Annotated in this window: 13 protein-coding genes; 6 read left to right on the top strand and 7 right to left on the bottom strand. The window is 41.2% G+C overall.

Annotated features, from left to right (window positions below):
- Positions 1-200: 200 nt before the first annotated feature.
- The 5 genes from F1E73_RS07065 to F1E73_RS07045 all read right to left on the bottom strand — a co-directional run bounded on the left by F1E73_RS07065 (position 201) and on the right by F1E73_RS07045 (position 9,009).
- Positions 201-893 carry a hypothetical protein gene (locus F1E73_RS07065; RefSeq protein WP_150451515.1) on the bottom strand — a complete coding sequence of 231 codons (693 nt, stop codon included), beginning with the start codon at positions 891-893 and terminating at the stop codon, positions 201-203.
- Positions 890-4,378, bottom strand: a complete 3,489-nt coding sequence (locus tag F1E73_RS07060) for a GEVED domain-containing protein (RefSeq protein ID WP_150451514.1) — start codon at positions 4,376-4,378, stop codon at positions 890-892. Before F1E73_RS07060 ends, F1E73_RS07065 begins: the two co-directional genes overlap by 4 nt.
- A gap of 355 nt (positions 4,379-4,733) precedes the next feature.
- Complete coding sequence (locus F1E73_RS07055) at positions 4,734-5,996, bottom strand: alginate export family protein (RefSeq protein WP_150451513.1); 1,263 nt, start codon at positions 5,994-5,996, stop codon at positions 4,734-4,736.
- Between the two features lie 194 nt (positions 5,997-6,190).
- Positions 6,191-6,949, bottom strand: coding sequence for a LytR/AlgR family response regulator transcription factor (locus F1E73_RS07050; protein WP_150451512.1), 759 nt, complete (start codon positions 6,947-6,949; stop codon positions 6,191-6,193).
- Positions 6,949-9,009, bottom strand: a complete 2,061-nt coding sequence (locus tag F1E73_RS07045) for a tetratricopeptide repeat protein (RefSeq protein ID WP_150451511.1) — start codon at positions 9,007-9,009, stop codon at positions 6,949-6,951. Before F1E73_RS07045 ends, F1E73_RS07050 begins: the two co-directional genes overlap by 1 nt.
- Before the next feature lie 526 nt (positions 9,010-9,535).
- Between F1E73_RS07045 and F1E73_RS07040 the strand changes: the two genes are divergently transcribed.
- From F1E73_RS07040 to F1E73_RS07015, 6 genes are all read left to right on the top strand, one after another.
- Positions 9,536-10,042, top strand: a complete 507-nt coding sequence (locus F1E73_RS07040) for an outer membrane beta-barrel protein (protein WP_086477499.1) — start codon at positions 9,536-9,538, stop codon at positions 10,040-10,042.
- A gap of 18 nt (positions 10,043-10,060) precedes the next feature.
- A complete protein-coding gene (locus F1E73_RS07035) occupies positions 10,061-10,747 on the top strand; it encodes a hypothetical protein (protein WP_150451510.1) in 687 nt (228 codons plus the stop codon).
- 83 nt (positions 10,748-10,830) lie between these two features.
- Positions 10,831-11,685 (top strand): aspartate dehydrogenase, encoded by an 855-nt coding sequence (gene nadX, locus F1E73_RS07030; RefSeq protein ID WP_191088994.1) that lies wholly within the window; start codon positions 10,831-10,833, stop codon positions 11,683-11,685.
- Between the two features lie 354 nt (positions 11,686-12,039).
- Positions 12,040-13,254, top strand: a complete 1,215-nt coding sequence (locus F1E73_RS07025; RefSeq protein ID WP_086477496.1) for a site-specific integrase — start codon at positions 12,040-12,042, stop codon at positions 13,252-13,254.
- Positions 13,255-13,354: 100 nt separating this feature from the next.
- Positions 13,355-13,591 carry a hypothetical protein gene (locus F1E73_RS07020; protein WP_072765330.1) on the top strand — a complete coding sequence of 79 codons (237 nt, stop codon included), beginning with the start codon at positions 13,355-13,357 and terminating at the stop codon, positions 13,589-13,591.
- Complete coding sequence (locus F1E73_RS07015) at positions 13,576-13,878, top strand: type II toxin-antitoxin system RelE/ParE family toxin (protein WP_072765331.1); 303 nt, start codon at positions 13,576-13,578, stop codon at positions 13,876-13,878. The genes F1E73_RS07020 and F1E73_RS07015 overlap by 16 nt, the downstream gene beginning before the upstream one ends.
- A 6-nt stretch (positions 13,879-13,884) precedes the next feature.
- Here the strand turns inward: F1E73_RS07015 and F1E73_RS07010 are convergent, their stop codons facing one another.
- The gene (locus F1E73_RS07010; protein WP_150451508.1) at positions 13,885-16,197 is read right to left on the bottom strand and encodes a relaxase/mobilization nuclease domain-containing protein; all 2,313 of its coding nucleotides are present in this window, start codon (positions 16,195-16,197) and stop codon (positions 13,885-13,887) included.
- Positions 16,198-17,098: 901 nt separating this feature from the next.
- Positions 17,099-17,453 (bottom strand): hypothetical protein (locus F1E73_RS07005; protein ID WP_223883380.1); only part of this gene is annotated, 355 nt, incomplete at its 5' end.

Here is a 17,453-nt window from a genome sequence, read left to right as displayed (position 1 = left end):
AAGGGGAAAGTTTTTATCCAGGGCCTATGCAGGGTAAGGGGGTGTTCCTGAGTTACTTGGTAGGTGGAAAGGAGGTGGGGATGCAGCTCAAAAAAAAGTCCTGCCCGGATAATAATGTCCGAGCAGGAGCTTTTTGCAGCTGGTGGTATACCTCAGGCTCCCTCCTTAGGTGCAGTAGGGGAGCAAGATTAATTTCCCATTTAATTTACATGGAATTTAAAAAAATTGGTGATAGAACTATTCCCCTGTGAATCATGGGTCCTAATTTTCCAATAATAGGTGGTCCCAGAGGTAACTTCAATATTCTCCAACTTATTCTCTTGTACTGAAGTTTGAAAAGGTTCTGTGGTTTCTGTATCCCCAAAATATACGTCATAACCAACAATGTCCCCATCTACATCACTGCCACTCCAGCTTAGGCTAACCAAGTTATTGGTAGCCGTTATCCGTGCCTCATATGTTGGACTTATAAGTTGTGCAGGAAAGGGGGCATAGGAGCTAATGCCGTCCCCGGAGCTATAAAACTGCCATGTATCACTTTTTGCTATTTCCGAGGAGGAAATGGAAGTAGAGATTACCTCCCAAGCATAAGGTACTCCTCTTTCTACGGTAATGGCTTTCTCTGTGGTATCCATTGGAAATACAGCAGTAACCCCTGTGTTTAGGTTTTTTAGCTGTAAGGTATAGGTATCTGTGTTTTCGCTGGGATCCCACCTAAATACAATGCTACTGCTATTGTCATCTATGACGGTGCCTTCCGAACATTCAGAATTGTTTTCCGGAAAAACCAAACTTACGGCAGTGGGGACCATTGCATCTGCCTCCCCCTCTTCATTCCCCTTGGTGCAAGCCATAAGGCATATAGTTAAGGTAAGTGCGATTAATCTTTTCATAGTTTTATAATTTTTATATTCTTTTTATTGGTTTGTGTTTTAATTTCCATAGTGTAAAGACCTGTTTTTAGGTGATTTACATTGATGACCGCGATGCCGTTTTGGACGGGCGAGGTTTTTGTCATCAACAATACCCCGGTATTGGAATATAAATGTACGGTAACGCTCTTGGAGGTATCGTTATTACCCAATTGTATATGCATTCTATCCTTTACTGGATTTGGATAAACCACAATATCACTGGGAACAAAAATGGTCTGTTCAAAAACACCTTGACAATCTTTGTCCGTTGAGATTTTAATGGTATTTAACCCTTCTTGTAGCGATAATTCCATTTCTGGATTGCTGGTGTTGAATTTCATTCCGTTGACATCTATGGTGTACTCATTGGCATTGGACATTTTTAAAGAAAGGCTTTTGGCTGATCTGTTCACGGTAGATTGTACATTTAATGCCTCTGGAGTATTTATTCTAAGGTCGTAGCACTGAGTAAATCCAGGTATTTCCTCTACCGCGATGCAGACCTCATAGTTGCCAGAAGGCAATCCGATTATCTCCGTTTCATTGGTGAAGTGGTAGGCACCGTTGGTCTCAGCTCCCACAATGGTAGCCGTGTAGCTGTAGACCTGGTTGGCGGTAATTGCTATTTTTCCATTACTGCTGTTTCTACAACTTTCACTTGTGGTCTGGATTAAGAAATTGTCTTGAGGCAATAAGGTGGGGATGGGGCAACCGTCTGCATCTACCGTTTCGGACGGATCGGTTTCGGGACACTTGTCATGAACATCCAACACCCCATCATTATCGTCATCCTCATCACATACATCGGCAATTCCATCGCCATCAAAATCGCTTTGATACTCGTTTGTAGGATCGGGGCATGTATAGGAGTCGGTACCATCCGTCAATTCCTCCAGCGTAAATCTTTTGAATCTAATTTTGGAGTAGTTTTCCGTTTCGTACAATACCCCAATTTTTCCATCCGGTAGAATGGTTAAGCAAGAATAGGCCGAAGAGCCAGGCTGATACATTTTGGAATAAGCCCATGTTTTTCCTTCGTCATAGCTAATTCGTACAGCTCCGTCTACCCTAGAGGACCTATTGGCAGCATTACTGAACAATATTCTGTCTTTGTCGTATCCATCTATCGTTGAGGTGTATCTCAAAATATTCCCTTGGTTAATGGGATCTATTAAAGTAGCATCAAAGGTATAGGGAGTCCAAGTTTTTCCTAAATCCGAAGTATGGGTGATTAGTCTTGTTTGCGTTCCATAGTGGTTCCGTGCATTTACCATGATACTTCCGTCGTTTAGCTCAACCAAGGTGTTTTCGTCGAACTTGGAATAACTGTTGGTTTCACTTCTTTGCCAAGTTTCTCCATGGTCTTCGCTATAGATGATACCCCCATAAATAACACCGCTTCTCACCACCGCTATAGGTATTACTAGCGTGCCATTCCGTAATTGGATGCCATTCCCGCCAGAGGCCCAATAAGAATTGTCTCCAGGTTTATAGAGGGCTGCGGTTAGGTCTACAGGTTCGGACCAGCTGAGGCCGTCATCATCGCTATAAACGTACTGGGATCTTAAGGTGTCAGGACTATCAGGGTCTCCATTAGAACCAAAAATATTCTTTCTTTCCGAATAGGCATAAAAAATAAATATTCTTCCCGTAGTTCTATCAACAACGGTACAAGCATCACCCCCATGTTGGGTGTTGATAATAATATTGTCACTCCAAGTATCCCCGTTATCCGTACTTCTTCTAACATACAAATCGATGCGGCCGGGTACATCGGCACTATTGTTTAAACGGGCATCCGCAATGGCTAAAAGGGAACCTTTGGTGGTAGTTACCAAGGAAGGGATCCTATAGGTATGGGGTTTGCCATCGGTGGCATAGGTGGTTTTACTGCTGATAAATAAATCGTGTGAGATTTCAGGAGTCAGTAAGCTAAGTTTTTCAGTAGCCTTATAGGTGAAGGTGTAGTCTTCTACCTCCCCGTCATTGAAAACGTCACAGGGAGCTATGGGATCAATAGGGCTGTTTGAAGATCGCATGGCAACCCTCATTCTCGTGGTGCCTTCCACGGCTATAGCGCCAATAGCTTTATTGGAAAATTTAAGATCCGAACTGGTATTGGCTCCTGTCCAGCTAAATACCTCTTCCCCGGCATCATAAAAATCGCCATCGCCATTTTTATCGATCCAAACATGAACTCTTTTGTAAGTGGTAGCAGTGGCATTCGCAATTCCAAAATTAAAGGTATAACTGCCTTCAGGGAACAGCTCAACGTTGGAAGCGTCTACATGCTCGTAGCCCGTGTTTTCTGTTGCATGATCTAAAAGGTCGGCATTGGAAGCTGAGGTGCTCGATAGTTTTAAATAGTTTAAAAAACTTCCGGTAGAGGCCACAGCTTCCGGCTCGCAATAGGTGCCGTCTGAAGGAGGGGCAACAGGGAAACTAAGTTGGTAGTCTTCTACTTCCCCGTCGTTGAAAACATCACAGGGAGCTATAGGATCTATAGGGTTGTCCGAAGATCGCAAGGCGATCCTCATCCGGGTGCTGCCTTCAACGGTTACAACACCAATATTCTTATTGGAGAATTTAAGATCTGTACCGGTGTTGGCTCCGGTCCAGTTAAACACTTCTTCCCCAGCATCGGTAAAATCGCCATTCCCATTCTTGTCTATCCAAACATGTACTCGTTTATAGGCGGTAACGCTTGGATCCCCAACGCCAAAATTAAATGTGTACGTTCTTCCAGAGACCATCGCTATCGTGGAGGAGGTTACATTTTCATACCCGGTATTTTCGGAAGTGTGATTTAATAAATCGCCTTCTCCTGATGAAGTGCTCGATACCTTTAGGTAGTTTAAATAGCTGGCTGTAGAAGCTACAGCTTCTGGTTCGCAATACGTGCCAGCAGTTGGTGGAGTAACGGGACAACTGATTTGATAATCCTCTATTTCTCCGTCTGTGAAAACATCACATGGAGCAATAGTACCTATAGGGCTGTCCGAGGAGCGCATAGCTACTCGCATTCTAGTAATTCCTTCTACTTCAATAGCTCCTATCCCCTTATTGGAGAATTTAAGGTCGGCTGAAGTATTTGCACCTGTCCAGCTTAACACTTCTTCCCCAGCGTCCTCAAAATCGCCATCCCCGTTCTTGTCTATCCATACATGCACTCTCTTGTAGGCAGTGGCAGACGCATCCCCAACCCCAAAATTAAAGGTGTAGGATCCTTCGGGAGTCAATTCTACCGTAGTAGAGGTCACATTTTCGTAACCGGTATTCTCAGAAGTGTGATGTAATAAGTCCCCATCTCCCGCAGAAGTGCTGGAGAGTTTCAGGTAGTTTAAAAAGCTGGCTGTAGAAGCCACCGGATCTGGTTCGCAATAGGGATTATTGGTAGGTTCTTCCTGAGCATTACTAATGCTGCAGATAAAAGAAACAATACAAAAAAGTAGAGTTTTTTTCATAGTGATTGGTTAGGTTGGTTATTATTAAAATGGTTAAATCAGAGTTCTAATATAAAAAACAATTGTATTATGTTATACAAAAAGAAGAATAAATCTCGCAAGGCAGGAGAATTAAGAGATAAATTTAAGATAATTTAAGAAGTATAATCTTACTACTAACTATGAGCATATCTTAGCTCTAAATATAGGATGAGACTGTTGGTAGGAACACTGTAGCCATTGCCTTTTTTGCTGATTCTCCCAAGTAGTAGGTGTTGCTGGTTTTCTGTTTAAGTGCTAGAAGGTGGTGAGGGAAGGCTAATTGGAGCTACTACTTAGCAGTTTCGGGATTAGGTGACATGTCCTTTAGGGGTATTTAGTTGCTGGTGGTAAATAAGGTGGGGTTAATGGTCATCATTATCCATCCCCAATTATTTGTGTTTCCATCAAAATTTGCTTTTAATGCTTCCATTCCAGTAGTTGGGAATAACTGTGAGTACCCAGCTGTTATCGAGACATATTTTTGTAGTTTGTGGTTATAGGCCAGATCTAATTCACTTCCAAGTTGTTTCTTATTGGTGCCAGCTATGGGGGCCTCCGCAGAGAAATTATGTAGCGCAATATTCAGGCTGCCTTTTTCGCCAAGTACCAGTTTGGTTTTTAGATAGAGATCCACCAATCCAACATTGTTGATATGGTTGCCCACATAAAAATAATCCATATGGCCATTGAACTTGTGGTTGGTGCCATAAAACGGGGTAAAAGCCTTGTTCTTCCCGTTGGCGGAAATTCCGTTGTTATTTCCACTTAGTGCCTCCCCGCCAAGACCTATCTGCCATTTTTCTGTTATCCTATAATTGCCTTCCAGAGCGACAAGAAATGCGTTTAAATCGTTATTGGCGACATCCTTGCCCATCTGGTAGAAAATATTGGAGGTTAAGCTCCAAGGTCCTTCTTGGAATGTAAGGTGGGTTCCAAGGGTTTGACTGTATCTGGTCTGGTTGTTGCCATTATTGATGGGGTCTATAAATTGTACTCCATTATTCAAAAATAAAAGACTGGCAGAAAACCGATCCCATGTTCTGTTTCCCCAGAGATACTGTAAGCTTTTATAGGTGCCCGGTGTGGTTAGGGTAGTTCCGAAAAGATTTTCCGAATCTTGATTGTAGGCGAGGCCCAAATGGATGTTGAAATCCTGCTTGTGATACTTTAACAATAGGGCATCATGGCTACGTCCTTGTTGGGCCCATCCCACATTACCAAAAATCCGATGGTCATCATAACTAATTTCCTGTCTTCCCAATTTAACGGATACTCCTTCTTGCAGTAAAACCTCTCCCCAAGCTTGATGAATACCAAGTCCGTTCTCGTCAGATAGGTTTAGTTGGGGCACATCACCCCAAACCCTAACATCTTGGATGCTTAGATAAAAGGTAAGGCCTTCCAATTTGTAATCCGTATTAAGTCTTGTCCGTTGCGATACAAATAAGGCGGCATCCGTGTTGTCCGGGAATAGGGTCTTGTAGCCATGGCGATATTCGGATCGTGGACGTAATTCCGCGTCCAGGTTGAATTGTGCGTATCCCAAAGAAGTGATGAAAAAGCAAAATAGGATTTTGATGAGGTGCTGTGGTTTCATGCCGGGTCTGTTATTTATTGGGTTGAGCGATATCAAGAGAAGTAATTACACATTCTGTTCCTCCTAGTATACCAACTATCAGATGCAAAAATTTAATTTTCCGGTATAGTTTACTATGACGAAAATCAGCTCTGTCGTTTCTTACTAAAAAAATAGCATATGGGTGAGTGGAAGCCAATTTTCAATTAGGGCGCCTATAGGTCATTAATCCCTTGAAAGGTCTTGGCAACCAAGGATTTCTTAGAATTGCTTAGCGGTATCTTTTGGTTATTGGTCATTAGGATATAGCCCCCATCGTTCCTGAAATATTTTTGCATATAAGTAGGGTTCACCAAATAGGATTGATGTACCCTAAGAAAGGAAAATCTTTTCAATAGCTTTTCCATATCTTTTAGGGTGCGACTAATAAAAAGTTTTTGCCCATTTTGTAAAAACATGGAGGTGTAGTTGTTTTGACTCTGACAATAGAGTATGTTCTGCACCTCTACAAACTCCAGACCATCACTTACAGGGATGGCTATCTTGTTTTGTAAGATGTTTTCTTGTTTAAGGTAGGTTAGAAGGTTTTGAATGTCAGAGGAAGTCTCTTCATTAGAGTGCGACTTTTCTTGCCATAGCTTTATTGCCTCTTCCAGTTCCTCTTCGTCTATTGGTTTTAATAAGTAGTAAATAGCCTTGGCCTTAAAGGCCTTGATGGCATATCTGCTATAGGCGGTAGTAAATATAACGTCGAAGGGAAGTTTGTTGAATTTCTCCAGTAGTTCAAAACCGTTCATACCGGGCATCTCCACATCCAGAAAAAGCAGGTCTATATCCAATCTTTTTAAGGCTGGTAATGCCGCTATGGGGTCGGTGCCTTTAAAAACGACCTTAAAATTTGGGAATAATTGACGGATGTGAAATAATAGGCTTTCTACGCAATGTAGTTCATCATCCAATATCGCAATGTTCATTACCTTGTTCCGTTTAATTTATTAATATTAAAAACAACGCAAGTGCCCAAGGCCTTCCCCTTGTCATCCGTTTTGTCCACTATAGTATAGTTTACAGACTGGTCATAACTTTTGTTGAACAGTTTAATTCGCTCATTTACTATTTCGGTGCCCCTGCTTTTATGTGGTTTATAGGAGGATCTTTTATTTTCTTGTCGCCCTTGGCCATTGTCATCGATATGAATTTCTACCCTATCCATTCTTTTTTCAACCTTTATGGCAACACATTTAGAATCCTTTTTACTGGGTAACAGCCCATGCCAAATGGCGTTTTCTACAAAAGGCTGTAATAGCATGGTGGGAAGAAAAACCTTATTTGCTTCACTGCCAATTGAGTTGCAGATCGTGTAGGTAAAGTCACTGCTAAATCTATTTTCTTCCAATTCCAGATAATAGGTGGTGAGTTCCAATTCTTCTTGGAGACTGTGCATAGGTTTGTTGGCGGTCTCCAATACCATTCTTGTGAATCTAGAGAACTTCACCAAATACTTTACGGCTTTCTTGTTGTCGTTTTGCTGAATTAGATATTTGATGGAATTAAGGCAGTTAAATAAAAAATGTGGATTTAATTTCATCCTATTTGCCAAAATTTCTGCCTCCAATAAATTTCGTTTGTATTCTGCCGCTACCTTTTCCTTTTCTTGTTGATGGATGATGGATTGGGTTAGTTTTTTGTTCTGGTGGTTTCTGTACTGCAGCCATATTATGAGGGCCAAGGTTAGAAAGACTGCAGCTAATAGGAAAATGATAATCCCCCTATTTCTGATGGCTGCTTGTTGGTTAGCTATCTGGCTTTCTTGGTAGGCTTGTGTTTTCTTTAATAAGCCTATTTCTGTTTCCTTCTTTTCTAGATTAAATTGTTTACTTAGGGTAGCAATTTTTATTTCTTGGGAGGCCAGGTTTATGCTGTCCTGATAATCCCGCGCCTTTTTATAGTAGGAAAGTGCCTTGTTGTAATTGGACTTTTCTTCATATATGGCCGATATTATTTCAGAGATATTTACAATTAAGACCTTGTCCTTTAAATCTTCAGCTAGATTTAATGCCTTGTTTAGTCTTGCCAGACTTAGGTTGTACTTTTTTTGTTTAAAGGCAACTTCCCCTAGGTTGTAGAGGGTTAACGCTTGTCTTTGCTTATTTCCCAGTTCTTCAAAAATTTGATGGGCTTCCAAAAAGTAATCTTCGGCAATGTCTAGATGCTTGTTTTCCATAAGGTAACTCGCTCCAAAGGATTTTAAGGTCATGGCTATCCCATAGGTGTCATCCAGCTCTTGGTTTAATTTTAGTAGCTTTCGTAAATAGGAACGGGCTGTTTCGTGCTGGCGTAATTGGTCGTGGTAGCCGCTTATGGTTATGTAATTCATAGCCAAACCTAAACGGTTATCTCCTTCTTGGGCAGCCTCTAGGGCTCGCTGTAGGTAATGTAGGCCTTCTTCTTGTCTTTGTGGGATGGCCATAAAGGTATTGCCAAGCCCATTGCAAGCTATTTCTATGTTTAGTAAATTGTTTTCTGCTTCTGCTATCCGCAGTGCTTTCATATAAAAGTCAACCGCCAACTCATAGTCTGCATTATACCTTCCGGCAACCCCGGCGTTATTGGCAAATATCATCTTATCCAGGGAATGCCCCTCAAAATTTTTGGCAATTTCAAAGGCCTTTACATGAAGCGGTATGGATAGCGGGTATTGTTGGTGATAGCGGTATAGTAAGCCTAAGTTGTTGAGGGCCCGGGCGTATATAATGGAATTGGGGGCGTTTATTGCTTGGTTTACAGCTTCTGTGGCAATTTCTAAATCCTCTTCCCCGTGATCTGATTGCCTGTGAAGCTCTCTAGATATCTTTATCTTCAAGGCCGTCTTTAGGGAGTCGGTAGTCGCTGTGGAAAGCTCTTGTTGCAATTGGTCCAGTTTACTTTGGGCCATACACCCGGCCATAATAAAGAATAGTAAAAGAGCCAAATAATGAGGGCGTTGTCTTAATGCTGAAGCTCTATAAATCAAAATATCTTTTTTGTTGCCCATATCAAATTAGTGGTTCGGTCTGTTTGCGTAGGGTTAGCATTTATTTTAAAGAAGGGTGTAGGGAAGAACGCGGCTAAAAGTTTGGCATTGGAAATACGAATCAATGTTCTGAGACTTGTGCAAGGCAGTAGGTGGTTTTATGGAGGGTTGGGGGGTAGAAAACCTGCTGAATCCATTTCTTATAATGCTGCAATTGGGTACTATTATCGTCATTTCCCTGGGGGATTAAAAATTCAATTTAAATATAACCTACTTGTTTGGGTGATAGGGTGTTATATCGGTGATAGTGGTCCTATTGTCGGTGTCCTGTCTAACCCATTTATTATATAGTGGTTTTGGGTGAGAATTTCTGGGGATTCATTGAGTATGCCTCTATAAACGTAATTCTAATTGGGTTGCCGGGTTTACTAAATAGGGGGTGGCGTTTACTAGTTTGCTCTTGTGAACCGGATTAAATAAAGGGTGTTTTGAAGGGAATGGAAAAAAAAACAATTCAGGAATAAGTAAACAATCAATTTAAACAATTATGAGGAAAAATATTTTAATGACCACTTTTGCGCTCTTGGTTGCAGTGGGTGCAATGGCACAGGATGGCTTTCATAAAATAGGGGTTGGGGCCGAAATTGGACTCCCTATGGGGGACTTTGGAAAGGCATACAATAGTGGTTTTGGGGCTACGGGCAAAGTGTATTACGGGCTCAATGAAAACGCTAATATTACGGGGACCTTGGGATATATCCGTTTTGGATTGGACGGGGGTCCGGATGTTAGTGGGCATATGGGCATGGTGCCCATTATGTTTGGCTATCATCACGATTTTGATGGACTTTATATTGAGCCTCAATTGGGGCTAGTGGCATTGAGCTCCAAAATAGATATGTCTGGTTTTGGAGGGAGTTCTTCAGCTACCGAAGTGAGCTTGTCTCTTGGAGGAGGTTATAGCACCGGGGAGTGGGATTTTGGATTGAGGTATCAGATAGTGAGCAATGCCAATTTTTTAGGGGCGCGGATAGCTTATAATTTTTCAATATAAAATAAGAATACGTAAGAAATGAAATCAATTTATAGTAATACACTAGGCTTTTTAATTGTATCAGTAATGCTATTTGGCATCTCTGCCTGTTCTAAAGATGAGGGGCGCGGTGGTCTAGAGGATGTGTCAGGGGATAGTTATATAAGCATGAAGATCAATGGACAGGTGTGGAAAAGTGATTTGGCTGGGGTGACCACCTTTTATAAGGCGGCAGAAGAAGGAAATGAGGATTTCTTTACAGTGGGTATCTCAGGATTTAAATGCGGGGATTGCGATGCAGAAGCCGTGCTAGGGGAGGAGGTGGAGAGCCTTGGTATTATCATAGTGATCCCCATGAATAAATATAATGATCCTAAAGGAGCTTATGTGGCAGGTTCATTGGATGACGATAATCTGGATGCTAATGGGGAAAGTATGGTTGTTTTCCATAAATCAACTGTTGAGAAGGAGCAATTATGGGATTATTATATTTCCGATGATGTTGCTGGTAAAGTGAAATCTAAAAGAAGTGTGAAAATCAATGGTTTTAAAACAGGCAAATTTGGTTTCTATGGGGAAACCGTGGAGGGATATACTCATCTCTCCGGTACTTTTGAGTACGATCTGTTTAAAGCTATGGGCGAGGCTGAAAGTCCAGAAAAACTGGTGATCACCGAGGGGAAATTTCACTTGGATGCGCTATCATTTTATAAAGGTTTCCTATAATGTAAGCATACAAGTTGAGTTAGTTGCAATGGCAAGGTACCTTTGGAGCCTTGCCATTTTAATTTTACCTATACTTGTCACTTTTGTGGGTATATTTAGATTGTTTAAAAGATTTAATAAAGGAGGATAAGGTGAGGAGGTATAAATTAGCTTTGATAGGTAGTGGATCGCTAGGAAGCATCATCGGGAAGGTTGTTACCGAAGATTTGCATGATAGTTATGAGGTGTTAGGTATTTTTAGCGAAAGGATAGAAAATGCAACAAAGTTAGCAGATGAGCTTGGCTGCAAGGTGTATAAAACGTTAAACGAGGTAATAAACGATAAGCCAGATTACATTGTTGAAGCTGCCTCTCCAGAGGTGTTTAAAGATATTGGAATGGAAATTCTGGAAAACGGCATAAGTTTAATTCCTTTATCGGTTGGCGCTCTTGCAGACGGGGAATTTTACAATAAGGTAAAAAAAACAGCCTCGGATCATGGTTGTCGCGTTCATATACCCTCCGGAGCAGTAGGAGGTTTAGATGTTTTGCGTGGATCTATGTTGATGGAGGAGGTAGAGGTAAGTATTACCACGGAAAAATCCCCTAGATCACTAAATGGAGCTCCATATTTAGGAGGCAGGGAGCTTTCTGAGGATAAAGTAGAAGTAATATTTAGTGGTTCTGCGTTGGAGGCAATAAAACATTTTCCAAAAAATGTTAATGTTGCGGTGGCTACTGCCTTGGCAGCAACGGGAGTTGAAAATACTAACGTATCTATTAAAAGTATACCTGGGTTTAAAAACAACAAGCATAAGATTGTGCTTGTGGGAGAAACGGTAAATGTTAGTGTGGTGATTGAGACAACACCATCTAAGGACAATCCTAAATCTAGTGCACTAGCGGCATATAGTGTAATTAGCTTGCTTAAAAACTTAGTGTCTCCTATTGCTTTCTAATAGGCTTAGTAGCTGGCAGGATAATGGATTTATCTGCCTGTTGTGATTTTTTAAATATCCTATGGAAAAATGTATTCTTTTATTATTGTACCTATGTGCTACCTGGCAATAAAAAAAGGCTTTAACATTGCTGTTAAAGCCTTTCGTACTCGAGGTGGGAATCGAACCCACACTCCAAAGGAACTGGATTTTGAATTCTCGATTGTCTGGTCTTATATGGCTCTAAATGGCTTATAAACAGGTTGTTAGTGTTTTTTGAAGAGCCATATAAAACCATATAAAACCAAGAAAAACCATCATTTGTTGTACCTATGTTGTACCTAGAATTCGTATATTTAATACAAACTAGTGGTTATGGGGTCAAGTATAAAGATAACGCTTCGGAAAAAAGCAAACAAACAAGGTCATTTCCCCTTAGCTGTTCGAATCACCAAGGACAGGAAAACCAACTATTTGTATATTGGACATTATATCGACGCTAAATATTGGGATAAAGAAAAACTAGAGGTAAGGAAATCCCATCCAAATTCTCAACGCCTAAATAATTTGCTCGTACAAAAGTTGGCTGAAGCCAATCAAACTAGAATAGACCTTCAAACACGGAAAAATGATATTTCGTCTAAGCAAATAAAAAAGGAGATCGCAAATCCTCTTTCCAAAACTAGCTTTAAGGAAATTGCTGACCAATATCTAGAAGGGTTGGAAAAAACAAATAAACTTCAACGTTTATCATCTGATAAAGCTCGAATTGGTCATTTTATCAGGTTTGTTAACAATGAAGAATTAAGCTTTCAGGAAATTGATGAGACCTTGTTGCGCCGCTTTTCTCTTTATTTGAAATCAACTAGAAATCTATCCCAACGTTCGGTGGTTAACAATTTAATTGTTTTAAGAACCCTTTTCAACAAAGCTATACGATTAGGAATTGTGGACCAAAAACAATATCCCTTTGGGGCCCACAAAATATCTTTAAAATTTCCGGAAACAAAAAAAGTAGGATTGAATATAGAGGAAATACAGTCTCTTGAGGCATTGGATGATTTATCTAAGCAGGAATTTAATGCCCGAAGTATTTGGCTCTTTAGTTTTTATCTTGCAGGAATGCGAGTCGGTGATGTTCTACAGATAAAATGGAATAATATTTATGATGGTCGGTTACACTATCGTATGGGAAAGAATAATAAGCTGTTGTCATTTAAATTACCCGATAAAATAAACGGGATACTTAAGGTTTATGAAAAGGACAAGCGATTTGATGATGATTTTGTTTTTCCTGAAATGAAAACGGCCAATCTGAAAAATCCCAAGGATTACTTTAAAAAATTGAAAAACGGGAATAGAAAGGTTAATAAATACCTAGGCAAAATTGCAGAAAAAGCGGGGATAACAAAAAAGCTTACCATGCATATAGCTCGTCATAGTTTCGGTAATATAGCAGGTGATAAAATACCTATTCAGATGTTGCAAAAACTTTATCGGCATTCCTCGGTGACCACCACCATAAATTACCAGGCAAATTTTATGCATAGGGACACAGATAATGCTTTGGAGAAGGTCATTAATTTTTAATTCCCTTCCGATGGCTATAGAGAAAAATATCTAACCAAGGTCATATCCAAATAATTATAGAACATTAATTGTATCTTTACAGTGAGTAAATAAAATTACAATGGACTTACAGGCGGATTTAAAATGGATACACAAAGAGCTCGATAAAGTAAAAGACCCTATATTTATCGAAGCAATAAAGAATATGCTGAAATACAATAAGAAAGTATCATCGGAGCGTATCAGTATCGAACAGTATAATCAGGAAATTGACACATCCATTGCTCAAATAGAAAGCGGACAGACGTACACTCACCAACAAATGGAAGAGCGCATTAAAAAATGGGGAAAACAATAATCTGGACCCATCAGGCAGATGCAGAGCTCAATGAAGCCTTTTTGGACTTATTGGAGCAATCCGAGTCGCTTGAAACCACCACTAAGATCATCACTGAAATTTATGAATCGGCTGCGATATTAGCGACCAATCCAGAGATATATAAGTTGGATATCCTCAAGGAAAACAATAATGGGAATATCAGGGCATACGAAAAACACACCTATAGAATATCCTATTTGGTGGAGGAGGAGGCCGTATATATTATCCGTGTACGCTACGCAAGAAAGGAACCACTTGGATATTAAGAATTCCTAAGGCCCAAAATTTAGGCCGCCCCAACTTTCTAAAAACCAATTCTCTTTGTATTTGGAATAATCCGTAAGCTCGTCTTTAAACCCGTTATAGGCTTCCTCCTCTTGAGAGGTGGTAGGGCCCATGAGCGTTTCCAGGGCGTTCCATCCTGCTCGGAGTGTGTTGGCCTGTGCCAGACGCTCCCGCTCATTGGCAACGGTCACCAAGGCCTCCTTGAATCCGTTTGCCATATGGTGCTCTACGAGTTCCAGTGGCAAATTGGGGGTTATCCTGTCCAACACGTAACTATATGCCGCTTGTTTATAAAGTCCGCATTCCATTAAATGCCCCATCCAAAGGCTTTTTAAATTGTCCTGTCCTTTGGCTATTATGTGATTTAGGCTGACAGGTTGCCTGGCCATGACACTAGGAAGCTCAGGGGACGATAGTAGGTAGTCCTGCATTTTCGTTGAAAGGGCGACCGTTACTTTATATTTGGAATAAAGAGAACCTACCCAGAGTTTTCCTCCCTGCTCTTCAAAATAAAAGCCCCTGGCGTTGAAAAAGGCGATATAGTCCCTTGGGGATTTCTCAAAGGGCGCCTGCATCCGTTCGGCATACCGATGGTAGGCTTTTAGGGCCAAGGTATCATACCGCTCCCTAAAGGTTGGTACCATAGCATTATAGAGTTTTGGGAATACCATGGGCAAAAATAGGGCGGTGGGCCCCGGCTTTATCTCTTTGGCGGATTTGCCGTGCAGCAGCCCTTCCAATAGCTTTTCGTTTTCACGTGCAAAACCAGGAGGTACATACGGGTTTACGCTTGTCTGTAATAAATAACTGCCCAGATCCACTGGTACTTGGTGGAGCTTGGAATTCGCATAGGTCAGGGTGCCCTCATTGTATCGTACGCCCAGACTTTGGACAAGCGCACCAAGGACCTCCCTTTGGTCCAACGTACTAGTGAACAGCCGATCCCTGGCCCGTTGAATAAGGTCGGCCTTCTTTTGCAATTCCTGCTTTTCCTTATTCATGGCGGAGGTATATAGCTTCTCACTAAAAGGATAGTAGTGGGAGGTGATTACCTTCCACAAGGTCCGGTTATCGGTATGTAAGTGTTTCTTAAGGAAGAGAAAGCGCTCCGATTTCATCATTTCCCTAACCAGAACATCTAAAGGAGTTTTAAGGATATGCTCGGAGAACAGGGGTTTGTATCGCAAATCTCGATAGGTCTTTTGGAAGGCTTCCCTCAAGCAGCGTTGGAATTCCAATTCCAATTGCCTGCTGTCCATGTACATTTGGGTGTGTTCGGTTTGGAACAACTCGGGGTTCTCTTGGATGCCTAGACCCCTCCCAATCTCGTCGCTGCGCAACACATAGCCCGATTTATCATAGATGGTGAAATCCACCACCTCTCCCTGATCGTTGTAGTTTAGCCTACAATCGAGCTTTTGATGGGAGTCCAGAACATCTGGGAGGTGCACGGGACGGAGGGTCCTAAATAGTTTATAGGTAGTTTGTACTTGCTTTTCCAGTCGTTTCTTCACCATGGGCAATAGGGCCGATTCCTTATTGCGCTCGAAGACTTGTTGGAGTTTGGGACCGGAGAATTGGGGGTGCACGGTATAGCCGCCAATAAACCGGGATCGGTATCCTTCCTTGGTGGCAATGCCATAAGCTAGCCCTACCCTACCGGAACGCTCCACTACCTTCAGTTGGATATGGTACTTTTCCAGTAGTTTGCCAAGCTCGTCAAAACTCCGCACCTTATGTTTTTGCAGGGTATTGTTCAAGATGTCCTGCATATAGTATCGGACCCCGTTGCTTTCCTTGTGGTTAAACTGGGGCGTTTCCAGTTTGGGAAGCTCCCGGACCGATCTTTTTTCTGGGGAGGGGGAAAGCCCATACTTTTTCTCTAGGTGCTTCTGGGCAGCCATACTCCTTCTATAGTCAAAGGAAAGGTTGATCTGGGTACAATCCTCCCTAATGGTACTAGAGACGATGTGCACGTGTTCGTGCTCGGTATCGTGATGTCGTACCACAATAAAAGGCTGCTCCCCATAGCCCATATACTCCATATAGGCTTTGGCCAGGGCCAAAAAGGTATCATTGTCTAGGTGTTCGCCACGGGGGAGGTTCAGGGTGGCATGTACGTAGCGCTTTTCAGAGGCATGGCGGAAGCCCAAAAAGACAAGTACCTGTTCGAAGACCTTGAGGTTTGTATCCGTATCGGAATAGGTATTGTGGAAGCCGAGAATGGTCGATTCCGGTTTCCCCAGTACGTATTTCAGTACGCCTTGCACTTTGTTACGGTATAGGAGTCGTGCGATCATGATCTTTTTGTTGATTATTATTCCCAAGGGCAGCTTTTCACTTCGCTAGAAGTAGGAGTTTTGCGTAGCGCAAAACATAACTTGCTATCCGTTAAAAACGGATAATCCTATATAAATATAATACATTAACTATCCGTTAAAAACGGATAATCCTATATAAATATAATACATTAAAAAACCAACTTAAAAGACTTATTTACAGTATTTTACGCCTCAAAACCATATGAAGCCATATGAGACCATATAAGACCAGCCCTGGTTTAATATGGTTTTATATTTTATTCGAAAAGATGGTGGGAAAAGGGTTAAATAGGTCGATTACATAGCGAGGGAGAAAAAGGGCAAGGGGTTTTTCGCCCCTTGAGCTTTGGTGCGGGGCCGAGGCTGTCGGGCAAGACTGATGGAGAAATCCTCCCCTAGCGGATGGGTAAAATGTGGGTAGGGAAAAGAATAGGCTCGGAAGGTAGGTCCGATGGCCGCAGGGGCATGGTAAATATTATAAGTTTAATTACTACCTTCTGGGTAAGCAGGCTCTATCAAAAAAAAAGATTTGAGCTTTCAAAAGTTTTAAAGGGAATCCTTAGATCCATCCGAAATTGCCTATTAATCTAAGCGGGAGCTAAAATAAATCCTACTATCATTACTCGTTTCTATAATGACATAATATACCTATACAATTCATAAGCACTCCATAAAATTATTATAATTGCGAATATTCTAGCAAAAAAAAACCTTATATCATAATAATGATCGCTCGTCTCCTTACTAATATAATGGTCTTTTTCTTCAATTTTTCCCGATTTTTTTGTGCATTCCAGTAACCTATTGGAAAAATATAAAAATATTGAACAAATAATTATCATTAATATATACTTAAGATAGCTCATTTTGACAACAATTTTCAGTTATTAATAAATTTTTCAATCAAGTTTATCTTCAAACTTTTATTTTGAAGAAGTATTTGAGTTGATAATGTAGATCCAGGGATTCTTTTTATTAAAATATCCGTGCCTAAGTCAACCCCAAAAGCCCCAATTGTAATCCCACCTTTCGACCAATTGGCGTTTGCTGCTGATTCTAATATAGAACCCGAAAATGAGACTCCGCTTCCAATCCCTGCAATTGGAACCCCAAATCCGGTACCAGCACCTGTCAACGTTAATCCATAGCCTGCTACGGCCATACCGTCCCCGACATTCTGTAACATTATTTCAATTTCTGAACCGTTGACCCGGAGGGTCGTACCCCAATCGATC

Source organism: Arenibacter lacus, assembly GCF_008711145.1.
Taxonomy (GTDB): Bacteria; Bacteroidota; Bacteroidia; order Flavobacteriales; family Flavobacteriaceae; genus Arenibacter; species Arenibacter amylolyticus.
The sequence above is the reverse complement of the archived record's forward strand: the minus strand, read 5'-3'. Positions and strand labels throughout refer to the sequence as shown.

Coding starts and splice junctions, on each gene's coding strand:
- F1E73_RS07035 (WP_150451510.1), top strand. CDS start 10,061: ATGAAATCAATTTATAGTAATACACTAGGCTTTTTAATTGTATCAGTA.
- F1E73_RS07060 (WP_150451514.1), bottom strand. CDS start 4,378: ATGAAAAAAACTCTACTTTTTTGTATTGTTTCTTTTATCTGCAGCATT.
- F1E73_RS07065 (WP_150451515.1), bottom strand. CDS start 893: ATGAAAAGATTAATCGCACTTACCTTAACTATATGCCTTATGGCTTGC.
- F1E73_RS07025 (WP_086477496.1), top strand. CDS start 12,040: ATGGGGTCAAGTATAAAGATAACGCTTCGGAAAAAAGCAAACAAACAA.
- F1E73_RS07045 (WP_150451511.1), bottom strand. CDS start 9,009: ATGGGCAACAAAAAAGATATTTTGATTTATAGAGCTTCAGCATTAAGA.
- F1E73_RS07020 (WP_072765330.1), top strand. CDS start 13,355: ATGGACTTACAGGCGGATTTAAAATGGATACACAAAGAGCTCGATAAA.
- F1E73_RS07050 (WP_150451512.1), bottom strand. CDS start 6,949: ATGAACATTGCGATATTGGATGATGAACTACATTGCGTAGAAAGCCTA.
- F1E73_RS07055 (WP_150451513.1), bottom strand. CDS start 5,996: ATGAAACCACAGCACCTCATCAAAATCCTATTTTGCTTTTTCATCACT.
- F1E73_RS07015 (WP_072765331.1), top strand. CDS start 13,576: ATGGGGAAAACAATAATCTGGACCCATCAGGCAGATGCAGAGCTCAAT.
- F1E73_RS07040 (WP_086477499.1), top strand. CDS start 9,536: ATGAGGAAAAATATTTTAATGACCACTTTTGCGCTCTTGGTTGCAGTG.
- F1E73_RS07010 (WP_150451508.1), bottom strand. CDS start 16,197: ATGATCGCACGACTCCTATACCGTAACAAAGTGCAAGGCGTACTGAAA.